The sequence below is a fragment of the Phreatobacter sp. GW821-FHT04C01 genome, from assembly GCF_059420385.1.
Genome location: NZ_JBWKTP010000001.1, coordinates 599,453 through 624,004, shown reverse-complemented (window position 1 = coordinate 624,004; position 24,552 = coordinate 599,453). Strand labels below are relative to the sequence as shown.

Annotated in this window: 27 protein-coding genes; 15 read left to right on the top strand and 12 right to left on the bottom strand. The window is 66.8% G+C overall.

Annotation, left to right across the window (positions count from 1 at the left end; all coding sequences use genetic code 11):
* Positions 1-97 precede the first annotated feature (97 nt).
* Both AC07WJ_RS02910 and phbB read left to right on the top strand, forming a co-directional pair.
* Positions 98-1,273, top strand: a complete 1,176-nt coding sequence (locus AC07WJ_RS02910; RefSeq protein WP_494933026.1) for an acetyl-CoA C-acetyltransferase — start codon at positions 98-100, stop codon at positions 1,271-1,273.
* Between the two features lie 182 nt (positions 1,274-1,455).
* Positions 1,456-2,181 (top strand): acetoacetyl-CoA reductase, encoded by a 726-nt coding sequence (gene phbB / locus AC07WJ_RS02905; protein WP_494933025.1) that lies wholly within the window; start codon positions 1,456-1,458, stop codon positions 2,179-2,181.
* Between the two features lie 82 nt (positions 2,182-2,263).
* Here the strand turns inward: phbB and AC07WJ_RS02900 are convergent, their stop codons facing one another.
* From AC07WJ_RS02900 to AC07WJ_RS02890, 3 genes are all read right to left on the bottom strand, one after another.
* On the bottom strand, positions 2,264-2,683 hold the full coding sequence (locus tag AC07WJ_RS02900) for a (deoxy)nucleoside triphosphate pyrophosphohydrolase (RefSeq protein ID WP_494933024.1): 420 nt from the start codon (positions 2,681-2,683) through the stop codon (positions 2,264-2,266).
* Positions 2,684-2,705: 22 nt separating this feature from the next.
* Positions 2,706-3,956, bottom strand: a complete 1,251-nt coding sequence (argJ, locus tag AC07WJ_RS02895; RefSeq protein WP_494933023.1) for a bifunctional glutamate N-acetyltransferase/amino-acid acetyltransferase ArgJ — start codon at positions 3,954-3,956, stop codon at positions 2,706-2,708.
* A 103-nt stretch (positions 3,957-4,059) separates the two neighbouring features.
* Positions 4,060-4,896, bottom strand: a complete 837-nt coding sequence (locus AC07WJ_RS02890) for a YihY/virulence factor BrkB family protein (RefSeq protein ID WP_494933022.1) — start codon at positions 4,894-4,896, stop codon at positions 4,060-4,062.
* Positions 4,897-5,038: 142 nt separating this feature from the next.
* On the opposite strand from AC07WJ_RS02890, the gene AC07WJ_RS02885 reads away from it, so the two are divergent.
* Positions 5,039-5,935 carry a methyltransferase domain-containing protein gene (locus AC07WJ_RS02885; protein ID WP_494933818.1) on the top strand — a complete coding sequence of 299 codons (897 nt, stop codon included), beginning with the start codon at positions 5,039-5,041 and terminating at the stop codon, positions 5,933-5,935.
* 75 nt (positions 5,936-6,010) lie between these two features.
* The gene (locus tag AC07WJ_RS02880) at positions 6,011-6,517 is read left to right on the top strand and encodes an SRPBCC family protein (RefSeq protein WP_494933021.1); all 507 of its coding nucleotides are present in this window, start codon (positions 6,011-6,013) and stop codon (positions 6,515-6,517) included.
* Between the two features lie 14 nt (positions 6,518-6,531).
* Here AC07WJ_RS02880 and AC07WJ_RS02875 read toward each other — a convergent pair whose 3' ends face one another.
* Together AC07WJ_RS02875 and AC07WJ_RS02870 are read right to left on the bottom strand one after the other, a co-directional pair.
* On the bottom strand, positions 6,532-6,948 hold the full coding sequence (locus tag AC07WJ_RS02875) for a metallopeptidase family protein (RefSeq protein WP_494933020.1): 417 nt from the start codon (positions 6,946-6,948) through the stop codon (positions 6,532-6,534).
* Between the two features lie 32 nt (positions 6,949-6,980).
* A complete protein-coding gene (locus AC07WJ_RS02870; protein ID WP_494933019.1) occupies positions 6,981-7,232 on the bottom strand; it encodes a hypothetical protein in 252 nt (83 codons plus the stop codon).
* Positions 7,233-7,345: 113 nt separating this feature from the next.
* Between AC07WJ_RS02870 and AC07WJ_RS02865 the strand changes: the two genes are divergently transcribed.
* On the top strand, positions 7,346-7,594 hold the full coding sequence (locus tag AC07WJ_RS02865) for a hypothetical protein (protein ID WP_494933018.1): 249 nt from the start codon (positions 7,346-7,348) through the stop codon (positions 7,592-7,594).
* A gap of 3 nt (positions 7,595-7,597) precedes the next feature.
* Here the strand turns inward: AC07WJ_RS02865 and ftsY are convergent, their stop codons facing one another.
* Positions 7,598-8,752 carry a signal recognition particle-docking protein FtsY gene (gene ftsY, locus AC07WJ_RS02860; RefSeq protein WP_494933017.1) on the bottom strand — a complete coding sequence of 385 codons (1,155 nt, stop codon included), beginning with the start codon at positions 8,750-8,752 and terminating at the stop codon, positions 7,598-7,600.
* A gap of 216 nt (positions 8,753-8,968) precedes the next feature.
* Between ftsY and AC07WJ_RS02855 the strand changes: the two genes are divergently transcribed.
* The 3 genes from AC07WJ_RS02855 (at position 8,969) to AC07WJ_RS02845 (ending at position 11,713) form a co-directional block, all read left to right on the top strand.
* Entirely contained in the window at positions 8,969-9,607 is a 639-nt protein-coding gene (locus AC07WJ_RS02855; protein WP_494933817.1) for an RluA family pseudouridine synthase, read from the top strand.
* Positions 9,608-9,621: 14 nt separating this feature from the next.
* Positions 9,622-10,416 carry an aminoglycoside phosphotransferase family protein gene (locus AC07WJ_RS02850; RefSeq protein ID WP_494933816.1) on the top strand — a complete coding sequence of 265 codons (795 nt, stop codon included), beginning with the start codon at positions 9,622-9,624 and terminating at the stop codon, positions 10,414-10,416.
* A gap of 64 nt (positions 10,417-10,480) precedes the next feature.
* Complete coding sequence (locus AC07WJ_RS02845) at positions 10,481-11,713, top strand: phenylacetate--CoA ligase family protein (protein WP_494933016.1); 1,233 nt, start codon at positions 10,481-10,483, stop codon at positions 11,711-11,713.
* Between the two features lie 46 nt (positions 11,714-11,759).
* Here the strand turns inward: AC07WJ_RS02845 and AC07WJ_RS02840 are convergent, their stop codons facing one another.
* On the bottom strand, positions 11,760-12,152 hold the full coding sequence (locus AC07WJ_RS02840; RefSeq protein ID WP_494933015.1) for a hypothetical protein: 393 nt from the start codon (positions 12,150-12,152) through the stop codon (positions 11,760-11,762).
* Between the two features lie 115 nt (positions 12,153-12,267).
* The gene (hemH, locus tag AC07WJ_RS02835) at positions 12,268-13,299 is read right to left on the bottom strand and encodes a ferrochelatase (protein ID WP_494933014.1); all 1,032 of its coding nucleotides are present in this window, start codon (positions 13,297-13,299) and stop codon (positions 12,268-12,270) included.
* Positions 13,300-13,608: 309 nt separating this feature from the next.
* Between hemH and AC07WJ_RS02830 the strand changes: the two genes are divergently transcribed.
* Together AC07WJ_RS02830 and AC07WJ_RS02825 are read left to right on the top strand one after the other, a co-directional pair.
* Entirely contained in the window at positions 13,609-14,592 is a 984-nt protein-coding gene (locus AC07WJ_RS02830) for an SPFH domain-containing protein (RefSeq protein WP_494933013.1), read from the top strand.
* 11 nt (positions 14,593-14,603) lie between these two features.
* Complete coding sequence (locus AC07WJ_RS02825) at positions 14,604-15,056, top strand: NfeD family protein (protein WP_494933012.1); 453 nt, start codon at positions 14,604-14,606, stop codon at positions 15,054-15,056.
* Positions 15,057-15,179: 123 nt separating this feature from the next.
* Here AC07WJ_RS02825 and AC07WJ_RS02820 read toward each other — a convergent pair whose 3' ends face one another.
* The gene (locus AC07WJ_RS02820) at positions 15,180-15,815 is read right to left on the bottom strand and encodes a DUF1062 domain-containing protein (RefSeq protein WP_494933011.1); all 636 of its coding nucleotides are present in this window, start codon (positions 15,813-15,815) and stop codon (positions 15,180-15,182) included.
* A gap of 557 nt (positions 15,816-16,372) precedes the next feature.
* Positions 16,373-17,338 (bottom strand): 2-hydroxyacid dehydrogenase, encoded by a 966-nt coding sequence (locus AC07WJ_RS02815; RefSeq protein ID WP_494933010.1) that lies wholly within the window; start codon positions 17,336-17,338, stop codon positions 16,373-16,375.
* 231 nt (positions 17,339-17,569) lie between these two features.
* Here AC07WJ_RS02815 and AC07WJ_RS02810 point away from each other — a divergent pair, with 231 nt between their 5' ends.
* The 5 genes from AC07WJ_RS02810 (at position 17,570) to AC07WJ_RS02790 (ending at position 23,044) form a co-directional block, all read left to right on the top strand.
* Positions 17,570-18,631: an ABC transporter ATP-binding protein gene (locus AC07WJ_RS02810; RefSeq protein WP_494933009.1), complete on the top strand. Its 1,062-nt coding sequence runs from the start codon at positions 17,570-17,572 to the stop codon at positions 18,629-18,631.
* Positions 18,632-18,729: 98 nt separating this feature from the next.
* Entirely contained in the window at positions 18,730-20,046 is a 1,317-nt protein-coding gene (locus AC07WJ_RS02805; protein ID WP_494933008.1) for an ABC transporter substrate-binding protein, read from the top strand.
* Positions 20,047-20,160: 114 nt separating this feature from the next.
* Positions 20,161-21,126 (top strand): carbohydrate ABC transporter permease, encoded by a 966-nt coding sequence (locus tag AC07WJ_RS02800; RefSeq protein ID WP_494933007.1) that lies wholly within the window; start codon positions 20,161-20,163, stop codon positions 21,124-21,126.
* 99 nt (positions 21,127-21,225) lie between these two features.
* Positions 21,226-22,143 (top strand): carbohydrate ABC transporter permease, encoded by a 918-nt coding sequence (locus tag AC07WJ_RS02795; protein ID WP_494933006.1) that lies wholly within the window; start codon positions 21,226-21,228, stop codon positions 22,141-22,143.
* A gap of 4 nt (positions 22,144-22,147) precedes the next feature.
* Positions 22,148-23,044, top strand: coding sequence for an NAD(P)-dependent oxidoreductase (locus tag AC07WJ_RS02790; RefSeq protein ID WP_494933005.1), 897 nt, complete (start codon positions 22,148-22,150; stop codon positions 23,042-23,044).
* Between the two features lie 34 nt (positions 23,045-23,078).
* Here the strand turns inward: AC07WJ_RS02790 and AC07WJ_RS02785 are convergent, their stop codons facing one another.
* Together AC07WJ_RS02785 and AC07WJ_RS02780 are read right to left on the bottom strand one after the other, a co-directional pair.
* Positions 23,079-23,582, bottom strand: coding sequence for a MarR family winged helix-turn-helix transcriptional regulator (locus AC07WJ_RS02785; RefSeq protein ID WP_494933004.1), 504 nt, complete (start codon positions 23,580-23,582; stop codon positions 23,079-23,081).
* Positions 23,583-23,727: 145 nt separating this feature from the next.
* Positions 23,728-24,309, bottom strand: coding sequence for an NAD(P)H-dependent oxidoreductase (locus AC07WJ_RS02780; RefSeq protein ID WP_494933003.1), 582 nt, complete (start codon positions 24,307-24,309; stop codon positions 23,728-23,730).
* Between the last annotated feature and the right edge of the window lie 243 nt (positions 24,310-24,552).

Sequence of the window (24,552 nt, the reverse complement as noted above, 5' to 3'; positions counted from 1 at the left end):
TTCGGCTCTGTTGACAGGCCCGCCGTATCACCGACATGGTCTCATCCTGACAGGTATCGTCACCGCGCGCGGTGGCATGATGAGACAGGAGGAATGCATGTCCGAGGAAGTCGTAATCGTCGGCGCCGCCCGCACGCCGGTCGGCTCGTTCAACGGCGCGCTCGCCAGTCTCCCTGCCCATGAATTGGGCGCGATCGCCATCAAGGCGGCGCTGGAGCGTGCCAAGGTGAAGCCGGAGGAGGTCGACGAGGTCGTGTTCGGCCAGATCCTGACCGCCGGCGAGGGCCAGAACCCCGCCCGCCAGGCCGCCATGAAGGCTGGCATTCCCGCCGAAAAGACCGCCTGGGCGCTGAACCAACTCTGCGGCTCGGGCCTGCGCACGGTCGCGATCGGCATGCAGCAGATCGCCAATGGCGATGCCAAGATCATCGTCGCCGGCGGCCAGGAGAGCATGTCGATGGCCCCGCACGTCGCGCATCTGCGCAACGGCACCAAGATGGGCTCGCTCGAAATGACCGATTCCATGCTGAAGGATGGCCTGATCGACGCCTTCCACGGCTATCACATGGGTATCACCGCCGAAAACGTCGCCGAGAAGTGGCAGATCACCAAGGACGAGCAGGATCGTTTCGCGGTGTCGTCGCAGAACAAGGCCGAGGCCGCCAGGAAGTCGGGCAAGTTCAAGGACGAGATCGTTCCCGTGACCATTTCGTCGCGCAAGGGCGACGTGATCGTCGATACCGACGAATATATTCGTGACGGCGCCAATATCGAAGCCATGGGCAAGCTCAAGCCCGCCTTCAAGAAGGACGGCACGGTCACCGCCGGCAATGCCTCCGGTATCAATGACGGCGCCGCCGCCATCGTGCTGATGACCCGCGCCGAAGCCGACAAGCGCGGCCTGAAGGTGCTCGCCACCGTCAAGTCCTGGGCGACCGCCGGCGTCGACCCGGCGATCATGGGATCGGGCCCGATCCCGGCCTCGCGCAAGGCGCTCGAAAAGGCCGGCTGGACGGTGAAGGATCTCGACCTGGTCGAGGCCAACGAAGCCTTCGCGGCCCAGGCCATCGCGGTCAACAAGGACATGGGCTGGGATACCGACAAGGTCAACGTCAATGGCGGCGCCATTGCCATCGGCCATCCGATCGGTGCCTCCGGCGCCCGCGTCCTGGTGACCCTGCTCCACGAAATGGAAAAGCGCGACGCCAAGAAGGGCCTCGCCACCCTGTGCATCGGCGGCGGCATGGGCGTCGCCCTCTGCGTCGAGCGCTGAGCGCGCCGTCGAAAGCGCGTTGCATGGCATGACGGGGGCGGCGATTGCCGCCCCTGGCGAAGCTTCATCTCCGGGTGAGGCATCAAGACAAGAAACCGTCAAAAAAACTGAAGAAAAACCTGGCACTACGAGGCCGGGATCGGAAAACTGACCTTCCAAAACGCCCACAGAGGGGACACACCATGGCACGGGTCGCATTGGTTACCGGGGGAACGCGCGGCATTGGCGGCGCGATATCCAAGGCGTTGCAGGCGGCCGGCTACAAGGTCGCCGCCAACTATGCCGGCAATGACGAGGCCGCCGCCAAGTTCAAGGCGGAGACCGGCATTCCGGTGTTCAAATTCGATGTCGGCGACTTCGATGCCTCGGCCGCCGGCGTCGCCGCGATCGAGAAAGAGGTCGGCGGCATCGACGTGCTGGTCAACAATGCCGGCATCACCCGCGACGGCTTCTTCCACAAGATGACCAAGGACCAGTGGTCGGCGGTGATCCGGACCAATCTCGACAGCCTGTTCAACGTCACCCGGCCGGTCATCGACGGCATGCGCGCCCGCTCCTTCGGCCGCATCATCGTGATCTCCTCGATCAACGGTCAGAAAGGCCAGATGGGGCAGGTCAATTATTCCGCCTCCAAGGCCGGCGACATCGGCTTCGTCAAGGCGCTGGCCCAGGAAAATGCCAATAAGGGCATCACGGTCAACGCCATTTGCCCGGGCTATATCGGCACCGAGATGGTCGCCGCCATCGATCCGGACGTGCTGAAGGCCAAGATCCTGCCGCAGATCCCGGTCGGTCGGCTCGGCGAGCCCGCCGAGATCGCCCGCGCGGTGGCCTTCCTCGCCTCCGACGAGGGCGGCTTCATCACCGGCTCGACCCTGACCATCAATGGCGGCCAGTATTTCGCCTGAGCCCGGCGCCAGGCCCGATAACGCGAAAGGCCGGACGCATGGCCCGGCCTTTTGTCATCGGCTGTAAGGCTCGTCCCCGCCGTCAGTCCCGGGCCTCGCCCAGAAGTTCGGTCAGGAACGGGATCAGCGGCTCGTCGGCCGCCGGCATGGCATAGTCGCGCAGCCGCCCCGGCTTGACCCAGGCGAGCCTCTGGCCCTCGCGGCCCTGGACGCTGCCCTGCCACCTGCGGCACACCCACAGCGGCATGAACAGCTGGAAGGTCTCGTAGGTGTGGCTGGCGAAGGTCAGTGGCGCCAGGCACGGTTCCTCGACGGTAATGCCGAGCTCCTCGTTGAGCTCGCGGATCAGCGTCTCCTCCGGCCGCTCGCCCGGCTCCAGCTTGCCGCCCGGGAACTCCCAGAGGCCCGCCAGCAACTTTCCGGCGGGCCGTTCGGCGAGCAGGATCCGGTTGTCCTGATCGACCAGCGCGCAGGCGACGACGAAGACGAGCTTGAGGGTCATCGGATCGACAGGTCCCGCTTGGTCACGAGCGATAGTCGCCATTGATCGCGACATAGTCCTTGGTCAGGTCGCAGGTCATCACCTTCGCCGTGCCGCGGCCGAGCCCGAGATCGGCGGTCAGCACGATCACGTCCTCCTTCATCACCCGGCTGGCGGCGGCCTCGTCATAGGCCGGGTCGCGTTCGCCGAGATGCGCCACGCGGACATCGCCGAAGGAAATCGACAGCCTGTCACGCTCGGCCGGCTCGCCGGCCTTGCCCACCGCCATCACCACGCGGCCCCAATTGGCGTCCTCGCCGGCGATGGCGGTCTTGACCAGCGGCGAGTCGGCGATCGACTTGGCCACCTTGAAGGCCGAGGCGTTCGAGACGGCGCCCTTGACCACCACATGGACCAGCTTGCGGGCGCCCTCGCCGTCACGCGCGACCTGCTCGGCGAGATCCGCCAGGACCGCGTCGAGCGCCTTCTTGAAGCCGGCGAGCCGGCGGTCGCCGGCCGTGGCGATACGCGGAGCACCACGCGCCTCGGCCGTGCCGGTGGCGAACAGCATGAGCGTGTCCGAGGTCGAGGTGTCGCTGTCGACCGTCACCGTGTTGAAGGTCGTCTTGACCCCCTTGGCGAGCAAGGCCTGCAGCGCCTCCGCGGCGATCGGCGCATCGGTGAACACAAACGACAGCATGGTCGCCATGTCGGGCGCGATCATGCCGGCGCCCTTGGCCATGCCGTTGATCGTCACCGTCGCCGCGCCGAGTTTCGCCGTCGCGGTCGCGACCTTGGGAAAGGTGTCGGTGGTCATGATGGCGCGCGCCGCGTCCATCCAGCCGCCCGGCTTGCCGGCCGCGAAGGTCCGGTCGAGCACGCCTTCATATTTGTTGGCTTCGAGCGGCTCGCCGATCACCCCGGTGGAAGCGAGGAACACTTCGCTCTGCTTGCAGCCGGCGGCCTTCGCCGCGATCTTGGCGGTCAGCGCGACCGAATCACGCCCCTTCTTGCCGGTAAAGGCATTGGCATTGCCGGAATTCACCACCAGCGCCCGCGCCGTGCCGCCGCCGAGATTGGCCCGGCACCAGTCGACCGGCGCCGACGGGCATTTCGACCGGGTGAACACGCCGGCGACCGTGGTGCCGGCGGCAAGCCCCACCGCCAGCACATCGGTGCGCCCGCTATAGCGGATGCCGGCCTCCGCGGTGGCCAGCGTCACGCCGTCGATGGCAGGAAGCGTCGGCACCGTCTTCGGCGCGAGCGGCGACACGGGAGGCACGAATTTGGCCATGGCATTTCCTCGGGTGCAGGCTTGCTGTTCGATCCAAGCCCTTAGCGGATCGCACGGATCGCGAAAAGCAGGATGACAGCCGGACAGGGGTGCGACGGAACCTTCAGAGGATGCGGCCGCGCGCGCGCCAGATGGCCGCGTTGAGCTCGCCGCCGAGCACGAAGATGGCGGCGAGATAATAGAGGAAGACCAGCGCCACCATGCCGGAGGCAAGGCCGGCATAGGTGTTCACGTAGTTCTGCACGAAATTCGCGATATAGCTGCCGAACATGGCGCCGCCGATCAGCCAGAGCACCAGGGTGACGACGATCCCCGGCAGCACGTCCATGAAGCGGCGCCGGCCGGCGGGCAGGAACAGGTGCACGATGGTCAGCGCGACGATCAGCACCAGCGAGGCCGCGGCGACCCGGATGAACAGCACGATCCAGCCGAAGGGGGCGAGCCAGGGCGCATGGCGCACCGCGGTCTGCCAGAGCAGCGGCCCGAGCACGACCAGGAAGGCGACCGCCAGCAGGGCCACCGCGCCGACCAGCACATAACCGATCGATTCGAGCCGGCACATGTACCACCAGCGCATTTCGCGCACGTCATAGGAGCGGTTGAGGCCCACGCGCAGGGCCTCGACGCCGTTCGACGAGAAATAGACCGAGAGCAGCACGCCGAAGGTCAGGATGTCGGTCCGGAACGTGGTCAGCACGGTGCTGAGCTCGTGCGCGATGGGCCGTGCGACGGTCTCGGGCCAGGCCTCGAACAGGAGCTGGGTCACCGTGTCGGCATAGGCCCTGGAGCCGAACAGGCCGGCCAGCGCCGTCACCACGATCAGGAACGGGAACAGCGACATCAGCCCGTTGAGCGCGATATGGCTGGAAATCGCCCAGCCGTCGTCCTCGAGAAACTGCTCGCAGGCTTCCCAGGCGATCCTCGCCGCGCTGATGATCATTCCAAGACCCCGGTGACTGGCCTGATGCCGACTGATGCGGGAAACGCGTGCGCTCGGCAAGAGGTTGCCGGCCGGTTGCGTCACCGCGCCGATCGCGCCGGCGGCGTTTGACCCGGACGCATCGAGCCGCCATATCCCGGCAATGACCGCACCGCGCCAGTTCGACCCTGCCCTTCTCGACCAGCGCCGACGCCGCGCCGCGCGGGGCGAGCCCGCCGATTTTCTCATGCGCCATGTCGCCGACGACCTCGCCGAGCGGCTGGCCCTCGTGCAGCGGGATTTCACCCGTGTCGTCGATCTCGGCTCGCCCACCGACGCCATCCGCCTGACTTTCGCCGCGCGTGGCCTCGCCATGCCGATCGGCACCGAAACGGTGCCCGCCCTGGCCGTTCGCCGCGCCGCGCCGCTGGTGGCCTGCCGCCCGGACATGCTGCCCTTCGCTCCCGGCAGCCTCGACCTGCTCGTCTCGGGCCTTGCGCTGCAATGGGTCGACGACCTGCCCGGCACTTTCGTCCAGGTGCGCCGGGCGCTGAAACCCGACGGGCTGTTCCTCGCCAGCCTGCTCGGCGGCGACACCCTGACCGAGCTGCGCCAGGCCTTCGCGGAAGCCGAAAGCGAGGTCGAAGGCGGCATCAGCCCGCGCGTCGCGCCCTTCGCCGATGTCCGCGACATCGGCGGCCTGCTGCAGCGCGCCGGCTTTGCCCTGCCGGTGACCGATACCGACCGGCTGACGGTGCGCTATGGCGACGTCTTCGGCCTGATGCGCGACCTGCGCGCCATGGGCGCGGCCAACCCGCTCATCGACCGGCGGCGCACCCCGCTCCGGCGTGCCACCTTGCTGCGCATGGCCGAGATCTATCACCAGCGCTTCGCCGATCCGGACGGGCGCATTCGCGCCACCTTCCAGATCATAACCCTGTCGGGCTGGGTGCCGCACGAAAGCCAGCAGAAGCCGCTCAAACCCGGCTCGGCCAAGGCCCGGCTCGCCGACGCCCTGAAGGCGATCGAGATCCCCTCGGGCGACAAACCGGGCGATTGAACCGCTCGACAGAGCCGCATCGGGCGCCCTACTGTCGCACCCCACAGTCTAGCAGCAGAGATCGGGACGACGTCCATGGACATGACAGGTTCGCAGCGCATCGAGGCTCCGCGCGAGGTCGTCTGGGAGGCGCTCAACGATCCCGAAGTGCTCAAGCAGTGCATTCCCGGCTGCCAGAGCATGGAGCGCAACGGCGACAACGGCTTCACCGCCAAGGCGGTCCTGAAGATCGGCCCGGTCAAGGCCTCCTTCTCCGGCGCGGTGACGCTCTCCGACATCGACCCGCCGAACGGCTATACCATCTCGGGCGAGGGCAATGGCGGCGTCGCCGGCATGGCCAAGGGCGGCGCCACCGTGAAGCTGGAATCCGAGAGCGAGACGGTCACGCTCCTGCATTACGACGTGAAGAGCCAGATTTCCGGCAAGATCGCCCAGCTCGGCTCGCGCCTGATCGACGCCACCGCCAAGAAGCTGGCGGGTGAGTTCTTCGAGAGCTTCGGCAAGGTCGTCGCCCCGCCGGCCGAAGGCGAACAGCCGACCGACGAGAAGAAGAAGTGGTGGAGCTGGAAGAAGAAGGCCTGATCGGCGGCGGCCGCCTATTCGGCGCGCCGCTCGATCGCTTCCATATCGGCATCCGACAGACCGAAATGGTGGCCGATCTCGTGCACCAGGACATGGGCGACGACGGCGCCCAGCGTCTCGTCATGCTCGGCCCAATAGTCGAGGATCGGTCGGCGGTAGAGCCAGATCATGTTGGGCATGGCGGCGGTCAGCTGTTCCGAGCGGAACGGCAGGCCGATGCCCTGGAACAGGCCGAGCAGATCGAAATCGGTCTCGGCCTCCATCTCCTTGAGCACCTCCTCGGTCGGGAAATCGTCGACCTGGATCACCAGCCCGGCGCAGAGCTTGCGGAAATCCTCCGGCAGCCGCGCATAGGCGTCATGGGCAATCGCCTCGAAGGTCTCGAGATCGGGTGCCTTGAGGGCGGCCAGCTGGTCACGGGTAATGGTCATGGATGCCGGTTCATGGATGTTGGGGGTGACGTTCATCGGACAAAGGTCAAATAGAGATAGATCAGGCAGCCGATCGCACCGATGACGGCCAGCCCGCGGCCGACCCGCTTGCCCCAGATCTCGGCCGGATCGGTGCTCTCGCCCTTGGCCGCGAAGAAATCGGCTCCGCGCTGCAGCGCCGAGCCGAGCAAGGGCGCGGAATCGCGATGGGCGCGCTCCAGCACGCGCGCCGCCTCCTCCTGCCTCTCGCGGTCCTGCCGGCTGCGGTAATCGTCCTGTGCCATGCGCCGGACTCTAGGCCATTTCCGCGCCAGCGGAAGAGCTTGCTTTGCCGCACGGCCGGCAAGGGATTGGTATGATCTCGCCGGTATCATCGGCCCTGAAACGGGAGATTTCGATGATCCTGAGGCTCGCTTCGACCGCCGTGCTGGTCACCCTGGCCTGCGCAAGCCCCGCGGAGGCCGGGTTCTGGGGCCGATCCTATGACGCGCCGGTGATCTATCGGCCGATCGTCACGCCGCAGGTCTATTATTTCCAGCCGGCCCCGGTCGTCGAGATCGTGCCCGAACGCCATGTCAGGCCGGCGCATGCCTGCCGGCATGCGGCCCACCACGGCCGGCCGCGCGTCATGCGCCGCTGCCGCTGAGGATCAATCGTCGAGCCCGACGATCGCGCGGGCGAAATCCTTGGCCGCGAAGGGTTCGAGATCGTCGACACCCTCGCCGACGCCGATGAAATGCACCGGCAGGCCGAACCTGGCCGCCACGGCCACCAGGATGCCGCCGCGCGCCGTGCCGTCGAGCTTGGTCATGGCGAGCCCGGTGACGCCGGCGGTGCGGCCGAAGACCTCCACCTGGGTCAGCGCGTTCTGGCCGGTCGTCGCGTCCAGCACCAGCAGCACCGAATGCGGTGCCGAACCGTCGATCTTGCGAATGACCCTGAGCACCTTTTCGAGCTCGGCCATCAGCTCGGTCTTGTTCTGCAGGCGGCCGGCCGTGTCCAGGATGAGGACATCGGTGCCCGCGTCCTGCGCCGCCTTCATCGCGTCGAAGACGAGGCCGGCGGCGTCCGAGCCCTGCTCGCGCGCGACGACAGGCGAACCGGTCCGCTCGCCCCAGATCTTCAGCTGCTCGATCGCCGCCGCGCGAAACGTATCGCCGGCCGCCAGCATCACCGATTTGCCCTCGGCGCGGAATTTCGCCGCGAGCTTGCCGATGGTCGTGGTCTTGCCGGAGCCGTTGACCCCCACCACGAGGACCACGAAGGGTCGCTTCGTGCCGTCGACCACCAGTGGCCGCGCCACCGGCTCCAGCACTTTCTCGATTTCCGCCGACAGCACGGCACGCACCTCGTCCGGCGCGATATCCTTGCCGAACCGGCCCTTGGCCAGGGCCTCGGTGATCTTGGCCGCGGTATCGACCCCGAGATCGGCCTGGATCAGCAGGTCTTCCAGCTCCTCCAGCGTCGAGCCGTCGAGCTTGCGCTTGGTGAACAGGTCGGTAATGCCGCGGCCGAGCTTGGACGAGGTCCGCGACAGCCCGTCCCTGAGCCGCTGCCACCACTTCTTCTTCGGTTCGTTCTGCGGCTCGGGCAGGCGCGCGGCCGGCGCCTGCGGCGGTTCGACGGCAGCCGGCACCACCGGCGCGACCGCCGCCGGCACGGCATCGGCGACCGGCCGAGACGGAACCGGCGCGAGCGCGTCGGCGACCGCCGGCGGCCCGGTCTCGGCCGCCTCGTCTCGCCCGAACAGCCGCTTGAAGAAGCCGGTCTTCTTCGGCTCGCTGGACTTCGGTTCATCCACCATGGTCAGGCGATCTCTGTCTCGGCAATGTCGGGGTCACGTCATATCCGGGGGTCATCATGCGCGATCCCTGACATGTCGGGTCCGGGGCATGTTGACTCAAGGTACCCCTTAGGGCGATCGGTGACGCCGATGCAAGCGCAGAACCCGCAGACCCCGCCCTCCCCCATCGTCGACGACCCGCTCGGGCTGCAGGCCCGGCTGATCCATCGCGACGCGATGATGCTCGTTGTCGACAAGCCCGCCGGCCTGCCGGTGCACAAGGGCCCGGGCGGCGGCCCCAATCTCGCCGACAATCTCTGCGCCCTGCGTTTCGGGCTGCCGCGCGATCCCGAGCTTGCCCACCGACTCGACAAGGAAACTGCCGGCTGCCTCGTGCTCGGCCGCCATCGCAAGGCGCTGGCCAGGCTCGCCGACCTGTTCAAGGCCGGCCAGGTGAAGAAGACCTATTGGGCGGTGGTCGCGGGCGGGCCAACCGCCGACGAAGGCACCATCGCGCTCGCCATGGGCCCGCGCGATCCGAAACGCGGCTGGTGGATGAAGATCGACCCGAAGGGCCAGCCGGCGATCACCAACTTCCGCGTGCTCGGCCGCGCCCACGGGCAAAGCTGGCTGGCGCTCGAACCGGTGACCGGCCGCACCCACCAGCTGCGCCTGCATTGCCAGGCCTCGGGCTTTCCGATCCTCGGCGATCCCATCTACGGCGACGCGCCGCGCCATGGCGGCCCGGGCCTGCATCTCCTGGCGCGCACGATCGCCGTGCCCTTCGACCCGAAGAAGCCGGCGATCGAAGCAACCGCGAGCGTTCCGCCGCATATGCGAGCGGCGCTCGCCGGCTGCGGCTGGAGCGATCCATGACGCCCGACCCGAGATTGTTCCAACCCTATCTGTCGCGTTGGGGGCTGACCTCGGACGGACCGCCCTTCGCCACCCGGTCGAGCCACCTGATGCCGGTGCTGCGCGACGGCCGGCCCGCCATGCTGAAGATCGCGGTCGAGGCCGAGGAGCGCGCTGGCGGCCGCTTGATGGTCTGGTGGGACGGCGACGGCGCCGCTCGGGTCTACGCCCATGACGACGATACGCTGCTGATCGAGCGCGCCACCGGCCCCGGAACGCTTGCCGCCATGGTCCGGGCGGGCCGTGACGACGCGGCGAGCCGGATCATTTGCACGGCCGCTGCAAGGCTTCATTCACCACGGCGGCAATCCCTGCCGGAACTCGTCGGCCTCGATCACTGGTTCCGGCAACTGGCTTCCGCCACGCATCACGGCGGCCTGATCGCGCAAGCCGCGGCCACCGCCCGGCGGCTTCTCGGCGAGCCGCGCGACGTCGTCGTCCTGCATGGCGACATTCACCACGGCAATATCCTGGATTTTGGGCCACGCGGCTGGCTCGCCATCGATCCCAAGGGCTTGTTCGGCGAGCGCGACTTCGATTTCGTCAACCTGTTCCGCAACCCGGACGAGGCGACGGCGTTCTCGCCCGGCCGCTTCGCCCGCCAACTCGCCGTGGTGACCGAGGCCGCCGGCCTCGAAGCGAGCCGCCTGCTGCAATGGATCCTGGCCTTTGCCGGCCTGTCGGCGGTCTGGCAGATCGGCGACGGCGAACGGCCGGACGAGGATCTTGGCGTGGCAGCCCTCGCCGCCGCCGAAATTGCCAGGGCCTGACCTTCGGACGGTTCGCCTTTTCTACCTGCTGTGCGTTAGGTTCGACTGAGAGGGAGACGACAAAATGGCTGGCCACTACGACAAGCGGGAAACCCGCGACCCGGGCGTGCGTGAAAAGGACCTGTTCAAACGCCTGCCGGCGGTCATCGCCACGGCGCTCAAGGCGCCCGGCTGGAAACGCCACCTGGGCAAGATCGACCCGCGCGCGGTGACCTCGCGGGCGGCGCTCGCCGCGCTGCCGATCCAGCGCAAGGCCGACCTGCCGGCTTTGCAGAAGCTGCATCCGCCCTTCGGCGGTTTCATGCCCGGCAAGGCCGGCGCCTTCGGCCGGCTGTTCGTCTCGCCGGGGCCGATCTTCGAACCCGAGCCGGTCGGCCATGACGTCTGGCGCATGGGCCGCGTGCTCGCCGCCGCCGGCTTCCGGCGCGGCGACATCGTGCTCAACACCTTTTCCTATCACCTGACGCCCGGCGGCTGGGCCTTCGATTCCGGCGCACGCGCGGCCGGCTGCGCGGTCATCCCCGCCGGTCCCGGCAATACCGATCACCAGCTCGACCTGATCGAGGCCTATCGGCCGGTCGCCTATACCGGCGTGCCCGATTTCCTGAAGATCCTGATCGATACCGCCAAGGCCAAGGGGCGCGACGTCTCCTCGATCACCAAGGCGCTGGTCTCGGGCGCCGCCTTTCCGCCGTCGCTGCAGCAGGAAATCGGCGGCCACGGCATAGCGGCCTATCAGGCCTATGCCGTCGCAGAATGCGGCCCGATCGCCTACGAGACCGAGGCGCGCGAGGGCATGGTGCTGAACGAGGACATCATTCTGGAGGTCGTCCGGCCCGGCACCGGCGATCCGGTCCGCGAGGGCGAGGTCGGCGAGGTCGTGGTCACCGTGCTCGACATCCATCACCCGCTGATCCGGCTGGCGGTCGGCGATCTCACCGCCATCCTGCCCGGCGTCTCGCCCTGCGGACGCACCAATGCCCGCATCAAGGGCTGGCTCGGCCGCGCCGACCAGACCGCCAAGGTGAAGGGCATGTTCGTCCGCCCCGAGCAGGTGGCGGAAGTGGTCAAGCGCCATTCCGAAATCGCCCGGGCGCGCCTGGTGGTGGCGCGCAACGGCGAGACCGACACCATGACGCTGCAGGTCGAGACCCGGGCGAAATCCGCCGAATTCCTGGCCGCCGTCGGCGAGACGGTTCAGGCGGTGACCAAGCTGAAGGGCGCGGTCACGCCGGTGGCGCCCGGCAGCCTGCCCAATGACGGCAAGGTCATCGAGGATACCCGGCCGGTCGGCTGAGCCGGCGGCCGCCGCGTTCCCGAGGGGACGCGGCGACCTTGCCCGGTCAGCGCAGCAGCGCGGCGTAGCGGTCGCGATAGGCGATCAGCAGCATGCCACTCACCACCGCCAGGGCCACCGCCACCGGCAGGCCGCCCGGATTGAGCGCCAGATGGAAGGCGATGATCACGGTGATGATCGGCAACAGCAGCGCCAGGCCGAGCGCCGGCGCGCGATTGGTCAGCAGCATCAGGGCGCCGGCCAGGTCGATCGACTTCATCAGCGGCCAGAAGAAGCCGGAGGCCTTCAGCGCCTGCTCGAAGGCGACGCCGGCGGGCGCTGTCGGCGGATTGATGTAATTGGTGCCGGTAAAGATCAGCAGCAGGCCGTCGATGCCGCTGACCAGGAACAACAGGCCGAGCAGGACCCGCGGGATATCGACGAAAATAATTCTGATCATGTTCAGTCCAACAATGCTTCGGCCGCCCCCATTCGCGCCTGTCCATGCGCGGCCAGCATGTCGGCTTGGCCACGCGCGGCGTGGTCCATCGTTTCAGCCGCGCGGGGCGTGCCTGTCAGAGCCAGCCCATCAGCTCGCGCTCGACCACGCTGGTGATCACGCCCATGCCGAGGTCTGAATCGTTGAGACAGGGGATGTAGCTGAATTTCTCGCCGCCATTGGCCTCGAAAATGTGCCGGTTCTCGCCGTTCAGTTCCTCCAGCGTCTCCAGGCAGTCGGACGAGAAGCCGGGCGCCAGGATGGCCATCGACTTGACGCCGCGCTTGGCCAGCGCCTCCACCGTCTTGTCGGTATAGGGCTTGATCCATTCGTCCGGACCGAAGCGCGACTGGAAGGTCATCATCAGCCGCTCCGGCGCCATGCCGAGCTTCTCGCGCAGCAGCCGCCAGGTCTTGTGGCAGTGACAATAATAGGGATCGCCGGCCTCGACATATTTCTGCGGCACGCCGTGGAACGAGGCCAGGATGACCTCCGGCTCGTGGTCGAGCCCGGCCAGATGGGCGCGGATCGATTGCGCCAGCGCGTCGATATAGGCCGGCTCGTCGTGATAGGGCGGCGCGATCCGCACCGTCGGCTGCCAGCGCATCTCCATCAGCGCGCGGAACAGGTGATCATTGGCGGTCGCGACCGTCGCCGCGGCATATTGCGGATAGAGCGAGACGGCGAGGATGCGGTCGCAGCCGGCCTTCAGCAGCCGCTCGACCGCCGGCTTGATCGCCGGATTGCCATAACGCATGGCCCAGTCGACGACCACCTTGTCGCTCGTCGCCGCCAGCCTCGCCCCGAGCTTTTCGGCCTGGTTGCGGGTGATCGTCTTCAGGAAGCTCTCGTCCAGCTCCTTGTTCCAGATCGTCGCATAGTCCCGGCCCTTCTTCTGCGGACGGGTCTGCAGGATGATCAGGTTGAGGATCGGCCACCAGACGGCGCGCGCGGTCTCGATCACCCGGCGGTCGGACAGGAATTCCTTGAGATAGCGCCGCATCGACCAGTAGTCGGTCCCGTCGGGCGTACCGAGATTCATCACCAGCACCCCGATCTTGCCGGCTTTCACCGGGACATGATCGGGGGGAAGTTTCATTTCAGGCATCGGGGGCTCGCGGTCGACAGGCGGAATTTCGCGGGTGATACGCCGGAATTGGAAACGTTGAAAGCTGATAAGCCGTCGCGGCTGATGCCGCCCGGCGGCAGGGCTTGGCGCCGCGGCGCGAAATACCGGCGCCGGGACAGCGTCATGGCCGGGAAATGATTCAACCCTGATGATAGGCTCGGGCTTGCCGTCGCCGAAGCGTCGGCCAGGAGACCGCCCCGCCCTGGGCGGCGGAAGCGCCCCGAAACGACGGCATTGAGCCGCGAGGCTGGCTGCCCTACCTTCGTATTCCCTTATCGGAGACCGATCATGTTTCCCTTTGCCGGCAGCGACGTCGCACTTGTCGCCCTCGTTGTGCTCGCCATCATCATCATCTTCTCGGGCGTCAAGACGGTTCCGCAGGGCTACCAGTGGACGGTGGAGCGCTTCGGCCGCTACGTCCGCACGCTGAAGCCCGGCCTGTCGCTGATCGTGCCGTTCATCGACCGTATCGGCCACAAGGTGAACGTCATGGAACAGGTGCTCGATGTGCCGAGCCAGGAGGTCATCACCAAGGACAATGCCAAGGTGACGGTCGACGGCATCGCCTTCTTCCAGTCGCTCGATCCGGCCAAGACCAGCTACGAGATCACCAATCTCAACCTCGCCTTGCTCAACCTGGCGATGACCAATATCCGCACCGTCATGGGCTCGATGGACCTCGACGCCCTGCTGTCGCATCGCGACGAGATCAACGAGCGGCTGCTGCGCGTCGTCGACCAGGCGGCCTCGCCCTGGGGCGTCAAGGTCAACCGCATCGAGATCAAGGACATCGTGCCGCCGGCCGATCTGGTCTCGGCCATGGGCCGGCAGATGAAGGCCGAACGCGAGAAGCGCGCGGTGATCCTGGAGGCCGAAGGCCAGCGCCAGTCCGAGATCCTGCGCGCCGAAGGCCAGAAGCAGTCGCAGATCCTGGAGGCCGAGGGCCGGCGCGAGGCCGCCTTCCGCGACGCCGAGGCGCGCGAGCGCCAGGCCGCCGCCGAAGCCAAGGCGACCGAAGTGCTGTCGGCCGCGATCGCCGGCGGCAATTCCCTGTCGGTCAACTATTTCATCGCCGAGAAATACCTGAAGGCCCTTGAGGCCATGGCCCAGTCGCCCAACCAGAAGGTGCTGATCATGCCGGTCGAGACCACCCAGATCCTGGGTTCGCTCGCCGGCATCGGCGAGATCGCCAAGGCCGCCTTCGGAACCGACGCGCCGGCCTTGGCCAGGCTCGCTCCGCGCGGCAGCGTGCCGCCGGCCGGCGGCGGTTGAGGCGGCCTGAGATGATCATCAACGGCTTTGCTTCGCTCGGCGCCTGGGGCTGGATCGTCTTCGCGGCGATCCTGCTGGTCGCGGAAATCTTCGCGCCCGGCTATTTCCTGATCTGGATCGGTGCCGCCGCGGCGATCACCGGCGTGATCTTCCTCTTCATCCCGGATGCCTCCTGGCAGATCCAGACCGGCGTCTTCGCGGCGCTGGCGCTGGCCAGCGTCATCGCCTGGTCGCGCCTGGTCTGGGGACACAAGGACGAGACCACCGACCAGCCGCTCCTGAACCAGCGCTCGGAGGCGATTGTCGGCCGTGAATTCGTCATCGACGAGCCGATCCAGGCCGGTCGCGGCCGGGTCCGCATCGCCGACACGGTCTGGGCTGTCACGGGGCCGGACTGCACGTCCGGCACCCGCATCAAGGTCAAGCGCATCGACGGCACCGTGCTGGTCGTCGAGCCGGCCTAGCAGCCGGCGACCATCGCGCTGACGTCGCGCCGGGCAACGGCAAGACGGCACGAGGCCGGTCCTTTCGCCGCCAATGGAACGCGACATCGCGAAGGCCGGAGATTTCAGGCCTTCGTGATGCGGCTACGGTGAATGACCCGTCGCCAGAGGTCCCCACCGCTGCTCTCGGTCGGTCTCGCCGGACAGGTCGATCGCAACCTGCGTGCCCGTCTTGATCCGCCGCCGCAAAATGTCGGCGCGGCTGGAATTTGTCCGGAGCCTGCCTTCGTCGTGAAGCATCTGGAGCCGCCCACGCGAGAGCCTCAGCTCGGACGCCAGCAGACGGTCGAGGCGTGTGCTGACCGGCAGTGGAACCATCAGCTCGATCTCCAGTGTCGTCCAGTTGCGCGGTTCGTGCAGGCTCTCCTTTTCGACATCAAACTCCGAAAACTCATCGACGCGCTGCGACTTGCGCCTCAGTGCTTCGAGGTTGAACGTTTCCGTGCGGATCCACCGCGGATCGTTGGACTGCAGCGCGTCGAGGACGACGGGGCTGATGTCGCGGACATTGCGCCGCTCGAAGATCGGCCGGTTCCACGTCTTTTCGCAGGTCAGGCATTTGTAGATGAGCCACGCATCGAGCTTGCGGCCATTGGCGTTGAGCCGGATTTTTCCGCTCGACTCGAAGGGCCTCGAGCTCCCGCATCCGCTGCACGCGATCCAAGGCTGGGGCGCCGTCCGGGGAACGATTTCCCAGCGGACCCGAAATATATTGCACATGACGTCTTGGTCTTCCGTTCGGAAGTCCACCAAGATGGTGCATGAGAAAACCCTTGCGGGCGCGGCGTGGCGATGTTTTGGGCGGCTGAAGAGCTGAGACAGCGGAGCTGCACATGGCACATTTTAACAATGCCAAACCGGTCTCTTGCCACCACCCGGCGAACATAGTGATACGCCGGCAGCGTGTGCTGCCCGGTCGTACGGGTGAAACTGGACTGAGACCGGTCTTTACTTGGGCAAAGTCTACCTCGGTGCGCCACTGCTCTTCGAGCGCGACGATAACAAATGATCGCCCCGAAAGAGAGCCGCTTGACGCATCCAGCAGCCGAAAGCCGCGGCATTGCGGCCTTTATGCAACTTGGCGGCGAGGGCAGGTTCGGCGTGGGTCCGGCGGCTCGCCGAATATCCGGTCGGCGCATGTCGCGATGGCGCTGTCGGGTCGCCGCCGCGCGGAGAGCTTTTCGCCCCGATGCGCTTGATCGCCGTTTCGGCCATCGCGCAGGGTTCGAGGGATGGCAAGGGAACCGGCGCTGCCGGTTCCCGAAAGCCCCCGCGCTTCAGCCCTTGGGCGGCCAGGGCGTCTCGGCGACCGGGGTGAGCGGCCCCTTGCCGTCGATGAAGGAGACGAGATTGTCGACCACCAGCTGCGCCATGGCGCGGCGGGTATGGACCGATCCCGAGCCGACATGCGGGAACAGCACGATGTGATCCATGGCGATCAGTTCCGCCGGCACCCGCGGTTCGTCCTCGAACACGTCGAGACCGGCCGATTTGATGATCTTGGCCTTCAGCGCCGCGATCAGCGCCTGTTCGTCGACCACCGAACCGCGGCCGACATTGATCAGCACGCCGTCGGCGCCGAGCGCGGCCAGCACCTCGGCATTGACGATCTTGTTGGTCGCTTCGCCCCCTGGCGCCACGATCAGCAGGACGTTGACGTCCTGGGCCATGCCGACGAGCGTCGGGTAATAGCGATAGGCCACGTCCTTCTGCTCGCTGCGGCCGTGATAGACCACCGGCACGCCGAAGGCGTCGAGGCGCCGGGCGATCGCCTTGCCGATCCGGCCGAGGCCGAGAATGCCGACCTTGCGGTCGCGCAGCGTGCCGGTCAGCGGATAGGCCTTCTCCAGCCATTTTCCGGCCCGCAGATAGCGGTCGTTCTGCGGGAATTCGCGCACCGTCGAGAGCAGCAGGCCGAGCGCGGTGTCGGCGACCTCCTCGTTCAGCACGTCGGGCGTATTGGTCACCACGATGCCGTGCTGGCCGGCAAAGGCCGCATCGACCGCATCGTAGCCGACGCCGAAGCTGCCGATGATCTTGAGCTGGGGCAGCCGGCTCATCAGCGCGGCATCGGTCGGCGAATGGTTGCCGGTGGCGATCGCCACGACGCGCGGCGCGACCTCCTTCAGCATCGCCTCCTTGTCGGCGGCCTCCCACAATTTGTGCACGGTGAAGCGCTGCGCCAGGCCCTCCTGGACCAAAGGCATCATCGGTCCGGTCATCAGAAGATCCGGCTTGCTCATGGCTCAACTCCCTGCTGTGGCGCGCAAATTGTCATGAGCCGCGCCACATTTCAAACGATTGAAGCTATCCGGAGCGGCGCTGTGATCACACTTGATTTCGGAAATTCCAGCGTGCCACACTGCCCCCGACGACAATACTCGCCGCGTCCGGCCACACCCGATCGGATCAGAGAGCCCAGGTCAAGGGCCGAAGCGCGAGGACACGGGCCGATCGCCCAGGGAGGATCATCAATGGCATCCGTCGATATCCGCGACGTGCGGAAGGCTTTCGGCTCGACACCGATCATCCATGGCGTTTCGGTGCCGATCACCGACGGCGAATTCGTCGTGCTCGTGGGGCCGTCGGGGTGCGGCAAGTCGACCTTGCTGCGGATGATCGCCGGGCTCGAGAACATCACCGGCGGCGAGATCGCGATCGGCGACCGGGTGGTCAACGACGTGCCGCCGAAAGAGCGCGACATCGCCATGGTGTTCCAGAATTACGCGCTCTATCCGCACATGACGGTGGCCGACAACATGGGCTTCTCGCTGAAGCTCCGCAAAGCCGCCAAATCGGAAATCGACCTCAAGGTGAAGCGCGCCGCCGAGATCCTCAATCTCGGCGCGCTCCTGGAGCGCTACCCCCGGCAATTGTCCGGCGGCCAGCGCCAGCGCGTCGCCATGGGCCGGGCCATCGTGCGCGACCCGCAGGTGTTCCTGTTCGACGAGCCGCTGTCCAATCTCGACGCCAAGCTGCGCGTCGCCATGCGCACCGAAATCAAGGAGCTGCACCAGCGGCTGAAGACCACCACGGTCTATGTCACCCACGACCAGATCGAGGCCATGACCATGGCCGACAAGATCGTCGTCATGCATGACGGCATCGTCGAGCAGATGGGTGCGCCGCTCGACCTCTACGACCATCCGCGCAACATGTTCGTCGCCGGCTTCATCGGTTCGCCGGCAATGAACTTCCTGCCCGGCAAGATCGAGGGCGGCAGCTTCGTCCTGCAGGGCGGCGCGCACCTGCCGATCGGCAAGCTGCCGGCCGGCACCGGCGACCGGCCGGCCGTCTATGGCATCCGGCCCGAGCATTTCCTGCTCGACGAGACCGGCGCGGAGGCGGAGATCGTCGTCGTCGAGCCGACCGGATCCGAGATCCAGGTCGTCGCCAGGCTGGGCGGGCAGGACGTCACGGCGGTGTTCCGCGAACGCCACGACTTCAAGCCGGGCGACCGGGTCAGGCTCGGCACCGATCCGCGCGTGACCCATTTGTTCGACGCCGACACCGGCCAGAGCCTCACTTTTTCCTAAGGGCGCGCAGCACGCGTGACCCAAGCGGGGTCAACCCGCCAATCACACCGGCAAAGCGCGCATCAGACGCGCTCCGGATCAATCCATGGGAGGATCAGATGACCAACTTCACTCGCCGCACCCTGGTCAAGGGTGCCGCCGCCGCCGGTGCGCTGAGCGCTTCGGGTGCCACCGAATGGGCCAAGGCCTGGGCCCAGGCCTCGCCCTTCAAGCCGGAAGCCAATGCCGCGATCAGCGTGCTGCGCTGGCGCCGTTTCGTCGAAGCCGAGGATGCCCAGTTCAACAAGATGGTCGCCGCCTTCACCCAGGCCACCGGCGTCAAGGTGACCCTGGCCAGCGAGAGCTTCGACGACCTGCAGCCGAAAGCATCGGTCGCGGCCAATACCGGCGCCGGGCCGGACATCTTCTGGGGCCTCTATTCGCTGCCGCACCTGTTCCCGCAGCGCTGCGTCGAGGTCACCGACGTCGCCGACTATCTCGGCAAGAAATATGGCGGCTGGGTGCCGCTCGCCGAAGCCTATGGCAAGCTCGGCAACAAGTGGATCTCGATCCCCGTCGCGGTCAATGGCGGCTATATCAACTACCGCATCTCGGCCATCAAGGCCGCCGGCTTCAACGAGGTCCCGGGCGACAATGCCGGCTTCCTCGAACTGTGCAAGGCGCTGAAGGCCAAGGGCACGCCGTCGGGCTTCCCGCTCGGCCGCGCCACCGGTGACGGCAATGCCTTCGCCCATTGGCTGCTCTGGTCGCATGGCGCCTATCAGGTCGACGACAAGGAAAAGATCACGATCAACTCGCCGGAGACCGTCGCGGCGCTGCGTTATGCCAAGCAGCTCTACGAGACCTTCATCCCCGGCACGGCCGCCTGGAACGACGCCAGCAACAACCGCGCCTATCTCTCCGGCGAAATCGCGCTGACCGCCAACGGCATCTCGATCTATGCGGCGGCCAAGATCTCGCCGGACGCCAAGCAGCGCGAGATCGCCGCCGATACCGACCACGCCTTCTGGCCGGTCGGCCCGGTCGGCAAGCCGGCCGAGATCCAGCTCGCCTTCCCGATGCTGGCGATGAACTACACGCGCTATCCGAATGCCTGCAAGGCCTTCATGGCCTTCATCCTGGAAGCCGACCAGTTCAACCCGTGGCTGGAGGCCGCCGGCGGCTATCTCACCCACATGCTCAACGCCTATGACAACAACCCGGTGTGGACCACCGACCCGAAAACCCGGGTGTTCCGCGAATCGGCCAAGCGCAGCCTGGTCGCCGGCGCCCGCGGGCCGCTGAACGAAAAGGCGGCGACCGCAACCGCCGACTTCATCGTGGTCGACCTGTTCGCCAATTTCTGCACGGGCAAGGAAACCGAGGCCGGCGCCATCGCACTCGCCGAACGTCAGCTGCGACGCATCTATCGCTGACCTCGCCTCCGTCGCCGGCCTGGTGGAGGCGGCCTTGCGCCGCCTCCCTTTGCCGATCCCGACGGGAGGCGGCCGGTCTCGACTGCCTTCCGTGTCCCCTGCCGGAGTTTCCTGATGGCCGACGCCGCTCTCGCCAACTCGACCGCCAAGGCCCCGCGGCGCGACGTCTCGGCGTGGGACCAGCTGAAACGCAACCGCAACTGGCTCGGCGCATGGTTCATGATGCCGGCCATCGCGTTTCTCGTGCTCTTCCTGGTCTACCCGCTGGGCAAGGGCATCTGGATCAGCTTCACCGATGCCAAGATCGGCCGGACCGGAAATTTCATCGGCCTGGAGAACTACGAATGGCTGATGGGCGACACGGACTTCATCCGGGCGCTCATCTTCACCATCGTCTTCACCTTCATCGCATCGGCGATCAAGTTCGCGGTCGGGCTCTATCTCGCTTTGCTGCTCAACAACAACCTGCCGTTCAAGGCGCTGATCCGCTCGGTGGTGCTGATCCCCTTCATCGTCCCGACCGTGCTCTCGGCGGTGGCCTTCTGGTGGATCTTCGACACCCAGTTCTCGGTCATCACCTGGGCGCTGGTCAAAGTCGGCCTCTTGCCCAAGGGCGGCGTGATCAACTGGCTCGGCGACCCCTTCCTCGCCCAGTGCTCGGTGATCTTCGCCAATATCTGGCGTGGCATTCCCTTCGTCGCCATCACGCTGCTCGCCGGCCTGCAGACGGTCTCGCCCTCGCTCTATGAGGCGGCGACGCTGGACGGTGCGTCCAAATGGCAGATCTTCCGCCACATCACCTATCCGCTGCTGACCCCGATCATCGCCGTCGTGATGACCTTCTCGGTGCTGTTCACCTTCACCGACTTCCAGCTGATCTGGGCGATGACGCGCGGGGGACCGGTCAATGCCACCCATCTGATGGCGACCCTGTCCTATCAGCGCGGCATTCTCGGCGGCAATCTCGGCGAGGGCGCGGCGATCGCGACCGCGATGATCCCGTTCCTGCTCGCCACCATCATGCTCTCCTGGTTCGGCCTGCAGCGCCGCAAGTGGCAGGCGGGAGAGAACAATGACTGATCATCGCGCGCCGCCATCCCCCGCCGGGACGCGGTTCAGCCTCGACCGGTCCGTCGCCATGGCGGCCTGCGGCCAACAACGATCGAGCGGGAGAACGCCATGACCGCCACGGCCCCCCAGACGACCCCGGTCCGCGCGGCGGGCATCGCCGCGCCCGACACCTCCGAGGGCATGAGCTATCTGGAGAACCTGCCGCGCAAGGTGGTGACGGTCTATCTGCCGCTGATCGTCATCATGATCGTGCTGCTGTTTCCGTTCTACTGGATGGTGATCACCTCGATCAAACCGGACCAGCAGCTGCTCGACCTGCAGACGAGCAACCCCTTGTGGGTGACCGAGCCGACGCTGCGCCATGTCCACAAGCTGCTGTTCGATTCGAACTACCCGACCTGGCTGTGGAACACCATGCTGGTCGCCGTCTGCGCCACCTTCCTGTCGATCTTCGCCTCCGTCCTGGCCGCCTATGCCATCGTGCGCATCCGCTACAGAGGTGCGCAAACGGTCGGCGGGCTGATCTTCCTCGCCTATCTCGTGCCGCCGTCGATCCTGTTCATCCCGCTGTCGACCATCATCTACGCCTACGGGCTTTTCGATACGCCCTTCGCGCTGATCCTGACTTATCCGACCATCCTGATCCCGTTCTGCACCTGGCTGCTGATGGGCTATTTCAAGACCATTCCCTACGAACTGGAGGAATGCGCGCTGGTCGATGGCGCCAGCCGCTGGCAGATCCTGGTCAAGATCATTCTGCCGCTGGCCGTGCCGGGCCTGATCTCGGCCTTCATCTTCGCCTTCACCTTGTGCTGGAACGAATTCGTCTATGCGCTGACCTTCATCTCGTCGAACCACAACAAGACCGTGCCGGTGGCGATCATCTCCGAATTCGTCGACGGCGACGTGTTCCGCTGGGGCTCGCTGATGGCCGGCGCGCTGGTCGGCTCGCTGCCGCTGGTCATTCTCTACGCCTTCTTCGTCGAGCATTATGTGTCGGCCATGACCGGCGCCGTAAAGGAATAGGCCCTTGACCAGCATCGCATTCGCCGGCCTCGGCGCCATGGGCCGTCCCATGGCGGCCAACCTGATCAAGGCCGGCCACCAGGTCCGCGGCTTCGACCTCAACCCGGCGGCGCTGGCCTGGCTCCAGAGCCAGGGCGGCACGTCGTGCCCGAGCGCGGCGGAAGCCGCCGCCGGCGCCGACGCACTGGTGCTGATGGTGGTCAATGCCGACCAGGCCGAGGCCGTGCTGTTCGAGGCCGGCGCGCTCGATGCCTTGAACCCCCGTGCTCTGGTCATTCTCTGCGCCACCTGCCCGCCGGCCCGCGCCGCGGCGATCGGCGCCCGCGTCGAGGTGAGCCAGCGCCGCTTCGTCGACGCGCCGGTCTCGGGCGGCGTGGTCGGTGCGGAGGCCGGCTCGCTCACCATCATGGCGGCCGGCCCCCAGGCCGACTACGAGGCCGCAGAACCGCTGCTGAGGGCCATGGGCTCCAGGCTCTACCATGTCGGCCAGAAGGCCGGCGACGGCGCCATGGTCAAGACCATCAACCAATTGCTCTGCGGCGTGCATATCGCCGCCGCCGCCGAGGCTCTGGCGCTCGGCGAGCGCGCCGGCCTCGACACCGGCCTGCTGCTCGAGATTTTCGGTTCGAGCGCGGCGGGAAGCTGGATGCTCAACAACCGCGGTCCGCGCATGCTGATGGACGATCCGCCGGTGACCTCGGCGGTCGACATCTTCGTCAAGGATCTCGGCATCGTGCTCGATGCCGGTCATTCCACCCGCGCGCCGCTGTTCCTGGCCGCCGCCGCCCACCAGCTGTTCCTGGCGGCTTCCGGCATGGGCCTCGGCAAGGCCGACGACGCGCTGGTCATCGAGGCCTATCGGGCCATGGCACCCAAACCGGCCAAGACGTCCGGCGGCTGATCACCGAAAGCCGGCGCGGCCGAAGGCGGCGGCGTCAGACCTCGCCTTCGTCATCCTCGTCGTCGCCGCCGAGATGCTCGTGCGGCTGCAGGGTCTTCTCGATCCGGCGAAGCAATTTCCTGAGCCGCTTCACATCCTTGCTGTCGAGGTCGGCGAGCATCTCGTCCTCGGCGGCGAACCACAGGTCGTCGAGCGCCAGCGCCTTGGCCCGGCCGGCATCGGTGAGGCCGACGCGCACCAGCCGGCCGTCACCTTCGCTGGTCTTGCGCTCGACCAGCGCCTGGACGTGCAGCCGGCCAACCGTCTTGGACGCCGTCGGCGGCCGGACGCGCAGGGTCGTGGCGAGGTCGCCCATAGTCATGTCGCCGGCATCCGCCAGGATCTTCAGCACCTGCTCCTGGCCCGGATAGAGCCCGAGCGTCGTCAATTTGCGAGCGACCAGCGCTCGATGGACCCGCGCGGCATGCTGGACATGCGCACCGATGGTCTTGCGGTAAGGTTCTCGCGTCGGCCGCTCGGCCTCTTTCGCGCGCGTCATGCCTATCCCCCTGAAGCGGGACCGGACGCCAGGCCCATCGACCATCTGATCGATCGGCCCTGCGCGGCCTCGTGACGGCCGCAAAGTCGCGACCGCCGCATATTCCCCTCGGCAACGTGACAACATCGTGACCAAGCCAGCCGGCTCACAAGCCGGCGATCCGATCACGCACCCTGGCGAGGAAGGCGGCCCGGGTTTCCGGGGTCGAGCGGTTCATGTCGTAATGGGCGAGATAGCGCACCGGCGACGTCGTGCGGGTGACGCCGCGCAGCGAGCGCGTGCAGAACTTGCGCGGCGGATTGCCGAGCAGAAACGCCTTCATCCAGGTCGCGCCATAAGTGGTAACGACGACCACCTTCTTGATATTGGTCAGCTGGCCGCGCGCCTTGCCGTCGACCATGCCGAACGACACGCCGGGCAGGAACACCCGGTCGAGAAAGCCCTTGAGCATGGCCGGCAAGCCGAAATTCCACACCGGGAAGACCAGCACCAGGGCCTCGGCCGCCCGCAGCCTTTCGACATAGCCGCCGACCGGCAGGATATTGTTCGCCAGATCATGATAACCGGCGCGCTCGGCACGCGTCAGGACCGGATCGAAACCCTCGGCATAGAGATCGCAGTCGTCGACCTCATGGCCCTTGGCGGCCAGCGTCTCGACCACGGCGCGGTGCAAGGCGGCGCCATAGCTTTCCGGATTGGGGTGGCTGTAGAGGACGAGGACTTTCATCGGCCATCCATTGCACGATTCGCTATTGGCGATGATCGCCGCCCATGCGCCATTTCGCCAGCGCCGCAAGTCCCGCGCCACAGTGACTATGCCCGGTTGATTTCGGTGCGAACAACTCGTGGATATCAGGGACAAGCCCGGGCAAGACGATGTGTGGACCTCACGGTGTGCCAGGCGACGGCGCGAATCCTGCGCCCCGTCGATCCAGCGCCCGCGCACCAGAGGACAATTCTCGTCCTGGCC